Origin of the sequence: Polaromonas sp. JS666 (genome assembly GCF_900103405.1) — a bacterium.
In the GTDB taxonomy this organism is placed as follows: domain Bacteria; phylum Pseudomonadota; class Gammaproteobacteria; order Burkholderiales; family Burkholderiaceae_C; genus Polaromonas.
The window spans coordinates 1-14,634 of record NZ_FNHX01000022.1 but is presented as its reverse complement, the minus strand read 5'-3'; the positions used below and the strand labels follow the sequence as shown (position 1 = coordinate 14,634).

At 65.0% G+C, this 14,634-nt stretch carries 16 protein-coding genes; 11 read left to right on the top strand and 5 right to left on the bottom strand.

The genetic code is table 11. The annotated features are described in order from the left end of the window. Positions 1 to 190 precede the first annotated feature (190 nt). Complete coding sequence (locus BLQ85_RS23800; RefSeq protein ID WP_074580443.1) at positions 191 to 859, bottom strand: TetR/AcrR family transcriptional regulator; 669 nt, start codon at positions 857 to 859, stop codon at positions 191 to 193. A gap of 146 nt (positions 860 to 1,005) precedes the next feature. Between BLQ85_RS23800 and BLQ85_RS23795 the strand changes: the two genes are divergently transcribed. From BLQ85_RS23795 to BLQ85_RS23780, 4 genes are read left to right on the top strand one after another with little or no spacing between them, the layout of a single operon-like run. Further along, positions 1,006 to 1,479, top strand: coding sequence for a VOC family protein (locus tag BLQ85_RS23795; RefSeq protein WP_074580442.1), 474 nt, complete (start codon positions 1,006 to 1,008; stop codon positions 1,477 to 1,479). A gap of 55 nt (positions 1,480 to 1,534) precedes the next feature. Further along, positions 1,535 to 1,966 carry a VOC family protein gene (locus BLQ85_RS23790; protein ID WP_074580441.1) on the top strand — a complete coding sequence of 144 codons (432 nt, stop codon included), beginning with the start codon at positions 1,535 to 1,537 and terminating at the stop codon, positions 1,964 to 1,966. Positions 1,967 to 1,977: 11 nt separating this feature from the next. Further along, entirely contained in the window at positions 1,978 to 2,325 is a 348-nt protein-coding gene (locus BLQ85_RS23785; protein ID WP_074580440.1) for a YciI family protein, read from the top strand. A gap of 22 nt (positions 2,326 to 2,347) precedes the next feature. After that, positions 2,348 to 2,977, top strand: coding sequence for a glutathione S-transferase family protein (locus tag BLQ85_RS23780; RefSeq protein ID WP_074580446.1), 630 nt, complete (start codon positions 2,348 to 2,350; stop codon positions 2,975 to 2,977). Between the two features lie 77 nt (positions 2,978 to 3,054). Here BLQ85_RS23780 and BLQ85_RS24935 read toward each other — a convergent pair whose 3' ends face one another. After that, on the bottom strand, positions 3,055 to 3,405 hold the full coding sequence (locus tag BLQ85_RS24935; RefSeq protein WP_074580439.1) for a hypothetical protein: 351 nt from the start codon (positions 3,403 to 3,405) through the stop codon (positions 3,055 to 3,057). Positions 3,406 to 3,833: 428 nt separating this feature from the next. On the opposite strand from BLQ85_RS24935, the gene BLQ85_RS23770 reads away from it, so the two are divergent. From BLQ85_RS23770 to BLQ85_RS23755, 4 genes are all read left to right on the top strand, one after another. After that, a complete protein-coding gene (locus BLQ85_RS23770) occupies positions 3,834 to 4,790 on the top strand; it encodes an ABC transporter ATP-binding protein (RefSeq protein WP_074580438.1) in 957 nt (318 codons plus the stop codon). After that, positions 4,787 to 5,548, top strand: coding sequence for an ABC transporter permease (locus tag BLQ85_RS23765; protein ID WP_007871861.1), 762 nt, complete (start codon positions 4,787 to 4,789; stop codon positions 5,546 to 5,548). Before BLQ85_RS23770 ends, BLQ85_RS23765 begins: the two co-directional genes overlap by 4 nt. A 121-nt stretch (positions 5,549 to 5,669) precedes the next feature. Beyond that, entirely contained in the window at positions 5,670 to 6,740 is a 1,071-nt protein-coding gene (locus BLQ85_RS23760; protein WP_074580445.1) for a pirin family protein, read from the top strand. 138 nt (positions 6,741 to 6,878) lie between these two features. After that, positions 6,879 to 7,340, top strand: a complete 462-nt coding sequence (locus tag BLQ85_RS23755) for a hypothetical protein (protein ID WP_074580437.1) — start codon at positions 6,879 to 6,881, stop codon at positions 7,338 to 7,340. On the opposite strand, the gene BLQ85_RS23750 is transcribed toward BLQ85_RS23755, so the two are convergent. From BLQ85_RS23750 to tkt, 3 genes are all read right to left on the bottom strand, one after another. Beyond that, positions 7,337 to 8,587 (bottom strand): adenylate/guanylate cyclase domain-containing protein, encoded by a 1,251-nt coding sequence (locus BLQ85_RS23750; protein ID WP_175456192.1) that lies wholly within the window; start codon positions 8,585 to 8,587, stop codon positions 7,337 to 7,339. The two genes, BLQ85_RS23755 and BLQ85_RS23750, sit on opposite strands and share 4 nt — an antisense overlap. 159 nt (positions 8,588 to 8,746) lie before the next feature. Next, a complete protein-coding gene (gap, locus tag BLQ85_RS23745; RefSeq protein WP_074580435.1) occupies positions 8,747 to 9,745 on the bottom strand; it encodes a type I glyceraldehyde-3-phosphate dehydrogenase in 999 nt (332 codons plus the stop codon). 50 nt (positions 9,746 to 9,795) lie between these two features. Continuing rightward, positions 9,796 to 11,838 (bottom strand): transketolase, encoded by a 2,043-nt coding sequence (gene tkt, locus BLQ85_RS23740; protein WP_074580434.1) that lies wholly within the window; start codon positions 11,836 to 11,838, stop codon positions 9,796 to 9,798. A 132-nt stretch (positions 11,839 to 11,970) separates the two neighbouring features. Here tkt and speD point away from each other — a divergent pair, with 132 nt between their 5' ends. Genes speD through BLQ85_RS23725 form a run of 3 tightly spaced genes read left to right on the top strand, consistent with a single transcriptional unit; the run spans position 11,971 to position 14,497 of the window. Next, positions 11,971 to 12,348: an adenosylmethionine decarboxylase gene (gene speD / locus BLQ85_RS23735; RefSeq protein ID WP_007871879.1), complete on the top strand. Its 378-nt coding sequence runs from the start codon at positions 11,971 to 11,973 to the stop codon at positions 12,346 to 12,348. 20 nt (positions 12,349 to 12,368) lie between these two features. Then, a complete protein-coding gene (murU, locus tag BLQ85_RS23730; protein WP_074580444.1) occupies positions 12,369 to 13,079 on the top strand; it encodes an N-acetylmuramate alpha-1-phosphate uridylyltransferase MurU in 711 nt (236 codons plus the stop codon). Between the two features lie 26 nt (positions 13,080 to 13,105). Next, on the top strand, positions 13,106 to 14,497 hold the full coding sequence (locus tag BLQ85_RS23725; protein WP_074580433.1) for an aminopeptidase P N-terminal domain-containing protein: 1,392 nt from the start codon (positions 13,106 to 13,108) through the stop codon (positions 14,495 to 14,497). Positions 14,498 to 14,634 lie beyond the last annotated feature (137 nt).

The following is a 14,634-nucleotide window of genomic DNA, read 5'->3' as shown; positions in this document are numbered from 1 at the left end:
TGCAGAGCGATCCGGCAGGCAAGCTCAAGCGCTTCCAGGCAGGCTACTCCTACAAGATGAGCAATCGCACGTCGCTCTACGCCTTTTATGACCGCAGCGACCCCAACAACCGTGTCGCCAACGACGTGATACGGGCTTACGGAGTCGGCATTCAGCACAACTTCTAAGCAGCCCGGCCGGCCGGACAGGCCTACTGCCCGCACAGACCTTTTTCCACCATATCAATCACGCGCTGGCCAATCTGCTGCATCTGCGGGCCTATGAGCGGGCCCAGCGGGCCGTCCACCACCAGCATGGCCAGGCCGTGCACCGCCGACCAGGCGAGGAACTCCGCGCCGGGGCGGCGCTCGGGCGGCAGCAGGCCCGCGCCCACCAGCTTGTCGATGGCGGCGCCCAGCAGCTCAAAAGGGTCCAGCCCGCTTTGGCCTTTGCGCTCGCTGTCCGCGGGCGTGCCCTGGGCCCTTTCCTTCAAGTCATCCGAAGGGCCGAAGGCCGTGCGAAACAGCCCGCTTTCGGCCTGCGCAAAACGCAGGTAGCCGGTGCCGACCGCGCGCAGGCTGGCGCGGGCGAATTCGGCGGGCGATAAATCCGGCGGCAGGGCGGCCAGCTCGGCCTCCATGGCGCGGGCCACGGCCGCCAGCGCGGCGGAGCGCACCGCATAGAGCAGTGCCTGGCGGTTGTCGAAATGGCGATACGCGGCATTGGGCGCAACACCCGCGCGGCGCGTGGCTTCGCGCAGCACCACGGCCTCGGGCCCGCCCGCGCGGGCCAGCTCCACGGCGGCGTCCAGCAGGGCGCGCCGCAAGTCCCCGTGGCGGTAGGTGCTGCGGGGTGGCGGTATCTGGGGCGCGCTCGACATGGCTTGTTACTTATTTATGTGGACAGCGTTCATTATCTTTGCTATTCTTTTGTGGACGGTGTACACAATACTGCTGATTGGGCCACCGCGCAAGACCCCGAATCCTGGATTTCCCCTGTGAAACCGCTCTTACAAGGAACCCGAGCATGCAAAAGATCACCCCCTTCCTGTGGTTCAACGACCAGGCCGAGGAGGCCATGAACTTCTATATCTCCATCTTCAAGAACTCGAAGATCACCATGCTCAGGCGTTACGGCAAGGAAGGCCCGGGGCCGGAGGGTTCGGTCATGACCGGCAGCTTCGAGCTCGAAGGCCAGGAATTCATGGCGCTGAACGGCGGCCCGCATTTCAGCTTCACGCCGGCAATTTCGCTGTTCGTGGACTGCAAGACGCAGGAGGAGGTGGACGAGCTCTGGGACAAGCTCTCGGCCGGCGGCGCGCCCAACCAGTGCGGCTGGGTGCAGGACAAGTTCGGCCTGTCCTGGCAGATCATCCCGACGGCGCTCGGCGAAATGCTGGGCGACAAAAACCCGGCCAAGGCCGGCGCCGCCATGAGCGCCATGCTCAAGATGCGCAAGATCAATATCAAGGACCTCAAGGAAGCCTACGACAGGGCCTGAAGAGGCCTGAAACAAACCCACCCCATCCCTTTACCAACCCACCAAGGAGCCCATCATGCTGGTCCAGTCCTACCTGTTTTTCAACGGCCGCTGCGAAGAGGCCATCGCGTTCTACCAAAAGACCTTGGGCGCGCAAGTCACGATGATGATGCGCTTCAAGGAAAACCCCGAACCCATGACTGAAGGCTGCGGCCCCGGCGGCGGCGCCATCCCCGGCGAGAACATCATGCACGCGAGCTTCAAGATCGGCGAGACCGAGGTCATGGCTTCCGACGGCATGGAGAGCGGCAAACCCGAGTTCAAGGGCTTTTCGCTGTCGCTGACGGCGGCCAGCGACGCAGAGGCCCAGCGCCTCTTCAAGGCGCTGGGCGACGGCGGCAAGGTGGAGATGCCTATGGACAAGACTTTTTTCGCCTCGTCTTTCGGCATGGTGGTCGACCGCTTCGGCGTGTCATGGATGGTGATCAAGCCGCTGCCCATGCCTTGAGGCGGCGGCACATGCAGTTCCTTTTGATCATCTGCCACGACGCGGCCTTCGCGCCCACGCCGGCGCTGGTTGCCGAGATAGGCGCCTGGGTCCGCGACATGCAGGGCCGCGGCATCCTCCAGCACGGCAACCCGCTGCGCCCGCCCGGCGACGCGATGACGGTGCGGGTGCGCGGCGGCAAACGCAAAGTGAGCAGCGGCCCCTTCACCGACAGCGCGGAAAAAATGGCGGCCTACGGGCTGATTGAATGCGCCGGCATGGAGGAGGCCATCGACATCGCGGCCGGCCACCCCATGGCCCGCGCCGCGACCATAGAAGTCAGGCCGGTATGGTCCGACCTGCCGCGCATGGCGGCGTAAAACACAGAGGATGGAAAAGCCCATGAAGCTTTATTACTCGGACACGCTGAACCCGCGAAAGGCCTGCGCGGTCGCCAGGCACTTGAAGCTGCCCGTGGAGTTCATCCACGTCACGCTGGAAAAAGGCGAACACCGCACGCCGGAATTCCGCGCGATGAACCCGAATGCCAAGGTGCCGGTGCTGGTCGACGGCGAGCTGGTGCTGTGGGAATCCAACGCCATCATGTGCCACCTGGCCGAAAAAGCCGGCTCGGATTTGTGGCCGCGGGACGAACGTCGCATCGAGGTGCTGCGCTGGCTGATGTGGGACGCGACCGAGTTCGCGCCGGCCGCCGCCACGTTTTATTTCGAGCACATCATCAAGCCGCGCTTTTTGCGCAGCGAAGCCGACCCGGCCGAGATCGCCAGGGTGACGCCGGACTTCGAACGCTACGCTGGTGTACTGGAGGCGCACCTCACAGGGCGCGACTACCTCGTGGGTAATGCATTGACCGTGGCCGACTTCGCGGTGGCCATCACCTTGCCCTATGCGGGCAAGACCGGGCTGCCGCTGCAGGCCTTTCCGGAAATCCGGCGCTGGCATTCGCAGCTCAACGAACTGCCGGCCTGGCGCGAGCCTTTTCCCGCATTGCGGGCCGCTGCGGCCGCGTGATCCGCCGCGGAATCAACAAGGGCCGGCGAACGCTTGGCGCATGCGCCGGCCTGTGCAGCCTACAAGCTGTTGGCGACTTAACGGGCCGGTGCGGGAACGATCACGACCGTGTCACCGGTCTGGCCGGTTTGGCCGGTTCTTCCGGTATTGCCGGTGGCACCGGTTGCGCCCGTGGCACCCGTAGCGCCTTCATAACCGGTGGAGCCGGTTGCACCTGTCGCGCCGGTGGCGCCGGTCGGGCCTGGAATGCCCACGCCCGCGCCCGTGGCGCCTTTGGCACCATCGGTACCGGCAGCGCCGGTGGCGCCAGCAGGACCGGCGGGGCCGGGAACGGTGACAACGGCGGCGGGCGGCGCGACAACCGTACGTTCACAGGCGCTCAGGGCCAGCGTGCCGGCAAGTGCAGCTAAAAGCAGAGGGTATTTCATAAAAGGTCCTTGGTGAGAAATTCGCACGGATAGCGTGCGCCAACAGTTCGTTCCCAGGGCCTGTCAACAGGACCTGACCGTAAACTGTTTTTTTTACGGACCATGTGCATGAAACCGATACCAGCCACAACGCTTTCGCCGGAGCACAAACATCCGGAAACCGCGCAGCGGTTGCCGTATGCCTGGCTGCCTTGAAAGAATCATTTCTGATGCAGACAACAGGATGAGTGCCCAAGTTAGCCATGGACGGCCGCGCAGGCTGTAGGACGGGCCCACGACAGCCTGTCCCGAATCAGCGGCAGCGCACCCTCACAAACGGCCGCGCCGGGCTGAAAACCCCTGGCAGGCATTTTTCACCCGCGCTCTATAGAATGATCCGGGTCTCTTCTGGCACCAGTCTTCCGGTGCCACTTTCATCAGGATGCCGCGTGCAAGCCAATCCCATCATTTCCATACAGCAACTCAGTAAAACCTACGCCTCGGGCTTTCATGCGCTCAAGTCCGTGGACCTGGAGATACGCCGCGGCGAGATTCTCGCGCTGCTGGGTCCCAACGGCGCGGGCAAGACCACCCTGATCAGCATCATCTGCGGCATCGTCAGGCCCAGCTCGGGCACGGTGACCGCCGACGGCCACGACATCGTGCGCGACTACCGGGCCGCCCGCGCCAAGATAGGCCTGGTGCCGCAGGAGTTGTCGACCGACGCCTTTGAAACCGTGTGGTCCACCGTGAGTTTCAGCCGCGGCCTGTACGGCAGGGCGCCCAACCCGGCCTATATCGAAAAAGTGCTGCGCGACCTCTCCCTGTGGGACAAGAAGGACAGCAAGATCATGACGCTCTCGGGCGGCATGAAGCGCCGGGTGCTGATCGCCAAGGCGCTGTCGCACGAGCCGACCATCCTGTTCCTGGACGAACCCAGCGCAGGCGTCGACGTCGAACTGCGCAAGGGCATGTGGCAAATGGTGCGCGACCTGCGGGACAGCGGCGTGAGCATCATCCTGACCACGCACTACATCGAGGAGGCCGAGGAAATGGCCGACCGCATAGGCGTGATCAACAAGGGCGAGCTGATCCTGGTCGAAGATAAAACCGTGCTGATGCGCAAGCTCGGCAAGAAACAGCTGAGCCTGCAGCTGCAGACACCGCTGCAAGACATTCCGGCCGCGCTGGCCGGGCTGCCGCTGGAACTGGCCCAGGAGGGCCACACCCTGGTCTACACCTTCGACTCGCAGACCGAGGAAACCGGCATCGCGGCGTTGCTCAAGCAGCTGGCCGAACTCGGCATTGACTTCAAGGACCTGCACTCGAGCGAGAGTTCGCTCGAGGACATTTTTGTGAGCCTGGTGCATGCCGGCCAACCCGCCACCCAGAAGGAAGCCGCATGAACTGGCACGCCATCCGCGCGATCTACCGCTTTGAAATGGCGCGCACCTTCCGCACGCTGATGCAGTCCATCGCCTCGCCGGTGATCTCCACCTCGCTCTACTTCGTGGTATTCGGGGCCGCCATCGGCTCGCGCATGGGCGACATCGAGGGCATACGCTACGGCGCCTTCATCATCCCCGGCCTGGTCATGCTGTCGCTGCTCAACGAGAGCATCTCCAATGCCGCCTTCGGCATCTACATGCCGAAATGGTCGGGCACGATTTACGAGCTGCTGTCGGCGCCGGTGTCCTCCATGGAGGTGGTGATGGGTTATGTGGGCGCCGCGGCGAGCAAGTCCGTCATGCTGGGCCTCTTGATCCTGGCGACGGCGCGGCTGTTCGTGCCCTATGAGATCGCCCACCCATTCTGGATGCTGTGCTTTTTGCTGCTGACCGCGCTGACCTTCAGCCTGTTCGGTTTCATCATCGGGCTGTGGGCCGACAACTTCCAGAAGCTGCAGGTCGTGCCGCTGATGGTGGTGACGCCGCTGACCTTTCTGGGCGGCGCGTTTTACGCCATCAACATGCTGCCGCCGCTGTGGCAGAAGATCGCGCTGTTCAACCCGGTGGTCTACCTGATCAGCGGCTTCCGCTGGAGCTTTTACGGCGTGGCCGATGTCAATGTGGGCCTCAGCGTGCTGGCCATCCTGGGCTTTCTGGCGCTGTGCCTGGGCGTGGTGTGGTGGATCTTCCGCACGGGCTGGAAGCTCAAGGCCTGAGCAGGCTTGGGAACACGGCGGGCGGCCACCGCCACCGCCGCCGGGCCGGCGGCGTGCTTGAAGCAAGGGCAGCCGGCCCCATATGGTCTCTTTGAAAATCCCACGCCAGAAAGGCCTCGCCATGCCTGCCGATTCCACCGCCAGTTTCGCTACCCCGTCCGCTGCCAGTCCTATCCTCGAGGCCAAGCCGCTCGGCTTCCCGTGGGCCACCATCGACCCCTTTCTCTTTTGCGCCTATCACGACGACGCCTACCCCCGCGCCAATGCGCAGATGGGCCCGGACGCTTCGCTGGCCGGGCGCGACATCGGCCAGGACTTCAGCCGCAAGGACGGCTGGAGCATGTACCACGGCGAAAAAGTCCCCGGCTTTCCCCCACACCCGCACCGCGGCTTTGAAACCGTGACAGTGGTGCGCAAGGGCCTGATCGACCACTCCGACTCGCTGGGCGCGACCGCGCGCTTCGGCCGGGGCGACGCGCAATGGCTTACCGCCGGCAAGGGCATCGTGCATGCCGAGATGTTCCCGCTGCTGGACGAAAAGAATGACAACCCGCTGGAGCTGTTCCAGATCTGGCTGAACCTGCCGGCGCGCAGCAAGATGAGCGAGCCGCACTTCACCATGTTCTGGGGGCAGGATATTCCGCGCCTGACGGCCACCGATGCCGAGGGCCGCACGACCGAAGTCGCCGTGGTGGCGGGCCGGCTGGCGGGCGCCGGTGCGCCCCTGCCGCCGCCGCCGGACTCCTGGGCGGCGCAGGCCGACGCCGACGTGGCGATCTGGACGATACGCATGGCGCCGGGCGCCCGTTGGGAGCTGCCCGCGGCAGGCGGCGACGACACGCGCCGTATGCTGTATTTCTTCAAAGGCACGTCCATTGAAGTCGCCGGCCGGCAGCTTGACCAGCATGCGGCGCTGGAGCTGCGCGCCGGCGAGGCCGTGGCGCTGCACAACACCGGCGCCGGAGAGGCAGAGTTTTTGTTGCTGCAGGGCAAGCCCATCGGCGAGCCGGTGGTGCAGTACGGGCCGTTCGTGATGAACACGCAGGCCGAGATCGCCCAGACCATGGCCGACTACCGGCGCACGCAGTTCGGCGGCTGGTCGTTTGCCGACGATGCGCCGGTGCATGGCCGTGAGCCGGCACGCTTTGCGCGTCACCCAGGCGGGCGGGAAGAAAAGCCAGCCGGCGGCTGAGTACAGGGCGGCGTTCGCCGCCGCCCTGCCTCCGCGGTTCTTGTAAAAATCCGCGGAAAAGAGACACCCGTTCGGTATCCCCGCCGCCTGCAGGATTTGCCGCAAACTTCTACACTGCGGCATCCTGAAGGAGCCCGCATGGACAAAGACCCCAGCCACACTGCCGTGAAGCAGGAGCTTGATAGCTTGAGCACCCGGTTCTTCCGCGCGGTGTCGTTTGAGCCCGGCGACAAGCCGGCCTACAAAGACATCCACGGCCTTTTCATCGCCACCGGCCTGTTGATCAAGAACACGGCGTCCACGCCCGAGATCTCCAGCGTCGCCGAATTCATCGCGCCGCGCCAGGCCCTGGTGGACAGCGGCGCGCTGACACGCTTCAAGGAATGGGAGCTGTCGGAAACCACGCAGATCTTCGGCAATATCGCGCACCGCTACAGCGCCTACGGCAAGGCCGGCACGCAGGGCGGCAAGGCTTTCGAGGCGCGCGGCGTGATCTCCACGCAGTTCATCAAGACACCTGAAGGCTGGAAGATGAGTGCCATGGCCTGGGACGACGAACGGCCCGGCCTGTCGCTGCCGGCTGAGCTGCTGGGCCGCTAAGCCGCGAGGGTTTCTGGCGTGTCGCGCCGCCCTGCTTTCGGGCCTGCCTCCAGCACCGGCCCCAGCAGCCAGTAGGTCGCCATGCGGCCCCGGCCCTTGAGCTCTATGGGTTCGCGCGCGGCAAAGGCAAAGTGCTGCCGCGTCTGCAGGTAGACCGCCTCGCTGACGTGGACGGCACCCGGCTCGCCGCTGGCCTCCATGCGGCTGGCCACATTGACCGTGTCGCCCCAGACGTCGTAGAGAAAACGCTTGACGCCTATCACCCCCGCCACCGCGGGCCCGGTATGCATGCCTATGCGCATGGCCAGCCGCGTGCCGTTGGCGACGTTGTAGCGCCGTAAGGCCTCGCCCATGTCCAGCGCCAGCCGCCCCAGGCTGTCGAGCCGGTGATGCGCCACCACCATGTAGGCATCGCCTATGGTCTTGATCTTTTCCAGCCCGTACTTTTCCACCAGGCCGTCAAAAGCAGAAAAGATCTGGTTCAGCACCAGCACCAGCGCGTCCGGCGGCAAGGTGCGCGAAAAACTCGTAAAGCCAGCGATGTCGGCAAACAGCACGCCCATGTTGTCGAACTTCACCGCGTTGACCTTGTCCTCGCGCTTGAGTTCATCGGCGATGGAGGCCGGCAGCACGTTGTACAGCACCTTGTCGGCGCGCGCGCATTCGCTCTCGGCGCGCTGCATCTCGGTGTACAGCTCGGCATTGCGCGCCAGCATGAGCTTGTCGAGCGCCACGCACAGCACCAGGATGCAAAACGGGTTGACCAGCACGGCCAGGAGCTCCAGGCCCACGTGCCCGCGCAGGGCGGCGGCCAGGCCCAGCGCCGCAAAGCTCAGCAGGTACATGGGTTTGCGCACCGGGCTGGGCGTGCACATGACGGCCGCGACAAAGGTCGCGCCCGCGGCATAGATGGATAAATCGCCCCACATCGCGCCATGCACGGCACCTATCCAGGTGGCCAGCAGCATGGCGCCGGCGCAGGCGGCGTTGAGCGCGCTTTCCTGGCCGCGCAGCCGCGGCAGGAAGCGGTCCGCCAGGATCACCGCGATAAAGAACAACTCGGCCGTGAGCTGCCAGGCCAGCAGGCCGGCCACGCCCGGCGGCCAGTGCTGCTGCGCGATGCTGAAGTAAGTCGCGTCGGCGGCGAGCGCCGCCGGCGGCAACAGCCAGGCCACCGCCTTGCTGTAATACACGCCCTGTACCCAGCTTTTCTGGACAAGCCAATCCCTGAACGGCTGCTGCGCCATGGTCATTCCTCCCTTGCGCCGCGCGGCATGGGCGCGGCATGCGGGGACCATACGGGCTGGCCGGGTGTGGGTCAACGGACATTGACCGCCCGCGGGCTTTTGATGTGCGAAGCCGAAAAAAAAGCGCCCGAAGGCGCTTCTCATTGGAGCTGCGGCGAATTACTTCGAAACGACGCGCACCATTTCCAGGCACTTGTTGGAGTAGCCCCATTCGTTGTCGTACCAGGCGACCACCTTGACGAAGGTGCCGTCCAGCGCGATGCTGGCGTCGGCGTCAAACACGCTGGTGCAGGTTTCGCCGCGGAAATCGGTGGCAACCACCTTGTCTTCGGTGTAACCCAGGATGCCCTTGAGCGCGCCCTGGCTTTGCGCCTTCATCTCGGCGCAGATTTCCTTCAGCGTGGCTTCCTTGTTGAGTTCGCAGGTCAGGTCGACCACCGACACGTCGGAGGTCGGCACGCGGAAGGACATGCCGGTCAGCTTCTTGTTGAGCTCGGGAATCACCACGCCCACGGCCTTGGCCGCGCCGGTGGAAGAAGGAATGATGTTTTCCAGGATACCGCGGCCGCCGCGCCAGTCCTTGTTGCTGGGGCCATCCACGGTTTTTTGCGTGGCGGTGGCGGCGTGCACCGTGGTCATCAGGCCGCGCTTGATGCCCCACTTGTCGTTCAGCACCTTGGCGACGGGCGCCAGGCAGTTGGTGGTGCAGCTGGCGTTGGAGATGATGGCCTCGCCCTTGTAGGTCTTGTCGTTGACGCCGAAGACGAACATCGGGGTGTCGTCTTTCGACGGCGCCGAGAAGATGACCTTCTTCGCGCCGGCGGCCAGGTGCTTCTCGCCGGAGGCTTTGTCCAGGAAGAGGCCCGTGGATTCCAGCACCACGGTGGCGCCGATGTCGCCCCACTTGAGGTTGGCGGGGTCGCGTTCCTGCGTCAGGCGGATCTTCTTGCCGTTGACGATCAGGGTGTTGCCGTCGACGGACACCTCGCCCTCGAAGCGGCCATGCACCGAGTCGTACTTCAGCATGTAAGCCAGGTAGTCGGGCTCGAGCAGGTCGTTGATGCCGACGATTTCGATGTCGCCAAAGCTCTTGATCGCCGAGCGGAACACGTTGCGGCCGATCCGGCCAAAACCATTGATACCAAGTTTGATCGTCATTTTCTGTTGCTCCTGGAAGTTGAAATTCGGATTGGATCGGCGGGCCGCGCTTACTTGCGCAGCACCGTGCGCACGGTGTCGGCGACGTTCTCGGCGGTGAAGCCAAAGTGCTTGAACAGCACGGGCGCGGGGGCGGACTCGCCGTAGCTGTCGATGCCGACCACGGCCGCGCAGCCGTATTTCCACCAGCCGTCGGTCACGCCCATTTCCACCGCGATGCGGGGGATGCCCTCGGGCAGCACTTCGCTCTTGTAGGCGGTCTTCTGTTTGTCGAAGGTGGTGGTGCTGGGCATGGAGACCACACGCACGGCGATCTTGTGGGCGGCCAGCAGTTCCTGGGCCTTGAGCGCCAGCTGCACTTCGGAGCCGGTGGCGATGATCACGGCCTGGGCCTTTTTGGTGAGACCCACTTCGGCGGGATCGGCCAGCACGTAGGCGCCGCGGCTGATGTTGCCGAGGTCTTTCTTGGGCGCGTAGGGCAGGTTCTGGCGGCTCAGCAGCAGGGCGGTCGGCTTGTTTTTGTTCTCAAGCGCGACGGCCCAGGCGACGGCCGTTTCGGCCGTGTCGCCCGGACGCCAGACGTCCAGGTTGGGAATCAGGCGCAGGCTGGCGGCGTGCTCGATCGACTGGTGCGTCGGGCCGTCTTCGCCCAGGCCTATGGAGTCGTGGGTGAACACATGGACCACGCGCAGCTTCATCAGCGCGGCCATGCGGATGGCATTGCGGCTGTAGTCGCTGAAGGTCAGGAAGGTGCCGCCGTAGGGGATGTAGCCGCCGTGCAGCGCGATCCCGTTCATGATGGCGGCCATGCCGAATTCGCGCACGCCGTAGTTGATGTGGCGGCCTATGGCGCTCACGCCCTCGGCGTTGGCCGTCAGCACGACCTCGCCGTTCATGTCAAAACGCAGGCTGGGCGTGGACTTGGTGTTGGTCAGGTTGGAGCCGGTCAGGTCGGCCGAGCCGCCCAGCATCTCGGGCAGGCCGGCGGTGAAGGCTTCGAGCGCGAGCTGCGAGGCCTTGCGCGAAGCCACGGTTTCGGCCTTGGTGTGCGCGCCAATGACGGTGTCGACCGCGAGCTGTGCGAAAGCCTTGGGCAGCTCGCCCTTCATGCGGCGGACCAGTTCGGCGGCGAGTTCGGGATGGGCGGCCTTGTAGGCGGCGAATTTCGCGTCCCAGGCAGCCTCGGCGGCCAGGCCCTTGGCCTTGGCGTCCCAGGCGTCGTAGGTTTCCTTGGGCACTTCAAACGGCGCGTAAGGCCAGTTCAGGGCTTCGCGCGTGAGCTTGATTTCCTCGGCGCCCAGCGGCTCGCCGTGGGCCTTGGCAGTGTTGGCGCGGTTCGGCGAGCCCTTGCCGATGTGGGTCTTGCAGATGATCAGCGTGGGCTTGTCGTTCGATTTTTTTGCGCCTTCGATGGCCTGCGAGACCAGCTCGGCGTCGTGGCCGTCAATAGGGCCCAGCACGTTCCAGCCGTAGGCGGCAAAACGCACGGCGGTGTTGTCGATGAACCAGGGCGCGACCTGGCCGTCGATCGAAATGCCGTTGTCGTCGTAGAGCGCGATCAGCTTGTTGAGTTTCCAGGCGCCGGCCAGGGCCGCAGCCTCGTGGCTGATGCCTTCCATCAGGCAGCCGTCGCCCATGAACACATAGGTGTTGTGGTCGACGACGCTGTGGCCTTCGCGGTTGAATTCCTTGGCCAGCAGCTTTTCAGCCAGCGCCATGCCGACCGCATTGGTCAGGCCCTGGCCCAGCGGGCCGGTGGTGGTTTCCACGCCGGGGGTGTAACCATATTCAGGGTGGCCGGGGGTTTTGCTGTGCAGCTGGCGGAAGTTCTTCAGTTCGCCGATCGGCAGTTTGTAACCGGTCAGGTGCAGCACGGCGTAAATCAGCATGGAGCCGTGGCCGTTGGAGAGCACAAAACGGTCGCGGTCGAACCAGTTGGGGTTGTGCGGGCTGTGCTTGAGGTGGCTGCCCCAGAGGGCGACGGCCATGTCGGCCATGCCCATGGGGGCGCCGGGATGTCCGGAATTGGCTTGTTGTACGGCGTCCATTGCGAGTGCGCGTATCGCATTCGCCATCATTTGCGTGTTTGCCATGTAGGCTGCTCCGGAGGGGAAAAGATCAGGGGTAACCCGGTATTTTACCGTCTGGCCCCGGCCGGGGGATTTGGCGGGATATGGAACCAAGTTACCGCCAGAACGAGGCCTGCCATCGTCTAAAGTCGGGGGATGCAAGGCCTACACCTGACCGCCGACCTTTACAAATGCCGCTGCGATCCCGCCTGGCTCACCGACGCCGCCCGCCTGGGCGACTGGTGCGTGCAGGCGGTGCAGGCCACCGGCCTGCAGGCCGTCAACCAGCTGTTCCACACCTTCCCCGACACCGAACACGGCCCGGGCGGCATCACCGCCACGGTGTTGCTGGCCGAATCGCATGTCTGCGTGCATACCTGGCCCGAGCAAAAAGCCGTGACGCTGGACGTGTACGTCTGCAACTTCGGCGGCGACCACTCGGCCCGGGCGCGCAGCCTGATGGACGCGCTGGTGCGGCGCTTCAACCCGGAATGGACCGAACAGCGCTCGCTGGACCGCGGGGATACGCAGTGAGCGGCCCCGCCATCAAAGCCATGATCATGGCCGCCGGCCGCGGCGAACGCATGCGCCCGCTGACCGACAGCACGCCCAAACCCCTGCTCAAGGTGCGCGGCAAGCCGCTGATTGACTGGCATGCCGAGGCATTGGCGCGCGGCGGCTTTACCGACCTGGTGATCAACACCGCCTGGCTCGGCGAGCAAATTGAAAGCCATTTCAACCAGCCAGGCCGCGGGCCGCAGTTGTCTATTACCTATTCACACGAAGGCGTCGATTTCGGCGGCGCGCTGGAAACCGCCGGCGGCATCGCGCGCGCGCTACCGCTGCTGGGCGAGGTGTTCTGGCTGCTGGCCGGCGATGTGTTTGTGCCGGGCTTTGAATTCACGCGGGCCGCGGTAGACCGTTTCACCGCCGGCGATAGGCTGGCGCATCTCTGGCTGGTGCCCAACCCGCCCCACAACCCCAAAGGCGATTTCGGCCTGGGCGCTGACGGCCTGGCACTGAACCTGCCCAAAGACAGCGCTGAGCCCAAGTTCACCTACAGCACCATAGGCCTGTATCGCCGGGAATTCTTCGACACGATGCCCTTCGGCAACCCGCAGGGCCTGAAAGCCCCACTGGCGCCGCTGCTGCGCGCGGCGATGGACAATGGCCAGGTCAGCGCCCAGCTGTACCCCGGCCCCTGGACCGACGTGGGCACGCCGGCCCGGCTGGATGAGCTGAACCAGGCAAGCACCACACACTGAGCAACAACCAAAAAGCGCAGCCCACCATGAGCACCACCACGATTTACCAGAAACGCCGTGCCGCCGTGGCCCGCGCACTCAAGGCGGCCGGCGGAGGCATCGCCCTGCTGCCAACCGCGCGCGAGTACCCGCGCAACCGCGACACCGACTTTCCGTACCGGCATGACAGCTATTTTTATTACCTGACAGGCTTTGACGAACCCGACAGCTGGCTGGTGATAGACGCCAGCGGCAAGACCACGCTGTTTTGCCGCCCCAAGGACCTGGAGCGCGAGATCTGGGACGGCATACGCCTGGGCCCCAAGGCCGCGCCGGCCCGGCTGGGCGTGGACGCGGCCTTCAGCACCGAGGCGCTGGACGCGCAGATGCCGGCCCTGCTGGCCAACAGGAAGTCGGTGTGGTTCCCGTTTGCCACGCACGAGGGCCTGGACGCGCGCGTGGACGGCTGGCTGGACAAGGTGCGCGCCCGCGTACGCCTGGGCGACGAATGCCCGCAAAGCCGCAACGACCTGTGCGGCGTGCTCGACGAGATGCGCCTCTTCAAGGACAGCCACGAGATCGCCATCCTGCGCCGCGCCGGAAAAATTTCAGCCGGCGCGCATGTGCGGGCCATGCAGGCCTCGGCGGCCATGCTGCGCAATCCCGTCAAGGGCGGCCTGCGCGAATACCACCTGGAAGCCGAGCTGCTGCACGAGTTCCGCCGCCACGGCTCGCAGTTCCCGGCCTACACCAGCATCGTGGCGGCAGGCGCCAATGCCTGCGTGCTGCACTACCGCGCCGGCGACGCCGAACTCAAGGCCGGCGAGCTGTGCCTGATAGACGCCGGCTGCGAACTCGACGGTTATGCCAGCGACATCACCCGCACCTTCCCGGCCGGCGGCACCTTCACGCCGGCCCAGCGCAGGCTGTATGACATCGTGGTGGAGTCCCAGTACGCCGCGGTGAAAGCCACCAAACCCGGCAAGCGCTTTAACGACCCGCACGAGGCCGCGCTGCGCGTGCTGGCCCAGGGCATGCTCGACACCGGCCTGCTGGCCAAGGCCAAACACGGCAAGGTCGACGACGTGCTCGAGTCCGGCGCGTATCGCCAGTTTTACATGCACCGCACCAGCCACTGGATGGGCATGGACGTGCACGACTGCGGCGACTACACCGAACCCGGCAGCAAACCCCGCCCCGACAAAGACGCCATGAACCAGCCCATCATGCGCAAGCCCTCGCGCATCCTGCGGCCGGGCATGGTGATGACCATAGAGCCCGGGCTCTATGTCCGCCCTGGGAAGAACGTTCCCAAGGAGTTCTGGAATATCGGGATACGGATTGAGGACGATGCCTTGGTCACTACCAAGGGCTGTGAGTTGATGACGCGCGGTGTGCCCGTTGATGGGGGTGAGATTGAGCGTTTGATGGCTGGTTGAGGCTAACCCGCCGGTGGCCTCCTCTGCTGAGGACTGCTGGCCGGGAGTGGCCCGGCGGCCAGTAACTTTCTTTTGCTTCGCCAAAAGAAAGTCACCAAAGAAAAGGCGACCCGCAGTCTGGGTCCCTCCGCTTCGCT

Coding starts and splice junctions, on each gene's coding strand:
- BLQ85_RS23785 (WP_074580440.1), top strand. CDS start 1,978: ATGCAGTTCCTTTTGATCATCTGCCACGACGCGGCCTTCGCGCCCACG.
- BLQ85_RS23795 (WP_074580442.1), top strand. CDS start 1,006: ATGCAAAAGATCACCCCCTTCCTGTGGTTCAACGACCAGGCCGAGGAG.
- BLQ85_RS23755 (WP_074580437.1), top strand. CDS start 6,879: ATGGACAAAGACCCCAGCCACACTGCCGTGAAGCAGGAGCTTGATAGC.
- tkt (WP_074580434.1), bottom strand. CDS start 11,838: ATGGCAAACACGCAAATGATGGCGAATGCGATACGCGCACTCGCAATG.
- BLQ85_RS23725 (WP_074580433.1), top strand. CDS start 13,106: ATGAGCACCACCACGATTTACCAGAAACGCCGTGCCGCCGTGGCCCGC.
- BLQ85_RS23780 (WP_074580446.1), top strand. CDS start 2,348: ATGAAGCTTTATTACTCGGACACGCTGAACCCGCGAAAGGCCTGCGCG.
- speD (WP_007871879.1), top strand. CDS start 11,971: ATGCAAGGCCTACACCTGACCGCCGACCTTTACAAATGCCGCTGCGAT.
- BLQ85_RS23750 (WP_175456192.1), bottom strand. CDS start 8,587: ATGGCGCAGCAGCCGTTCAGGGATTGGCTTGTCCAGAAAAGCTGGGTA.
- gap (WP_074580435.1), bottom strand. CDS start 9,745: ATGACGATCAAACTTGGTATCAATGGTTTTGGCCGGATCGGCCGCAAC.
- murU (WP_074580444.1), top strand. CDS start 12,369: ATGATCATGGCCGCCGGCCGCGGCGAACGCATGCGCCCGCTGACCGAC.
- BLQ85_RS24935 (WP_074580439.1), bottom strand. CDS start 3,405: ATGAAATACCCTCTGCTTTTAGCTGCACTTGCCGGCACGCTGGCCCTG.
- BLQ85_RS23760 (WP_074580445.1), top strand. CDS start 5,670: ATGCCTGCCGATTCCACCGCCAGTTTCGCTACCCCGTCCGCTGCCAGT.
- BLQ85_RS23800 (WP_074580443.1), bottom strand. CDS start 859: ATGTCGAGCGCGCCCCAGATACCGCCACCCCGCAGCACCTACCGCCAC.
- BLQ85_RS23765 (WP_007871861.1), top strand. CDS start 4,787: ATGAACTGGCACGCCATCCGCGCGATCTACCGCTTTGAAATGGCGCGC.
- BLQ85_RS23790 (WP_074580441.1), top strand. CDS start 1,535: ATGCTGGTCCAGTCCTACCTGTTTTTCAACGGCCGCTGCGAAGAGGCC.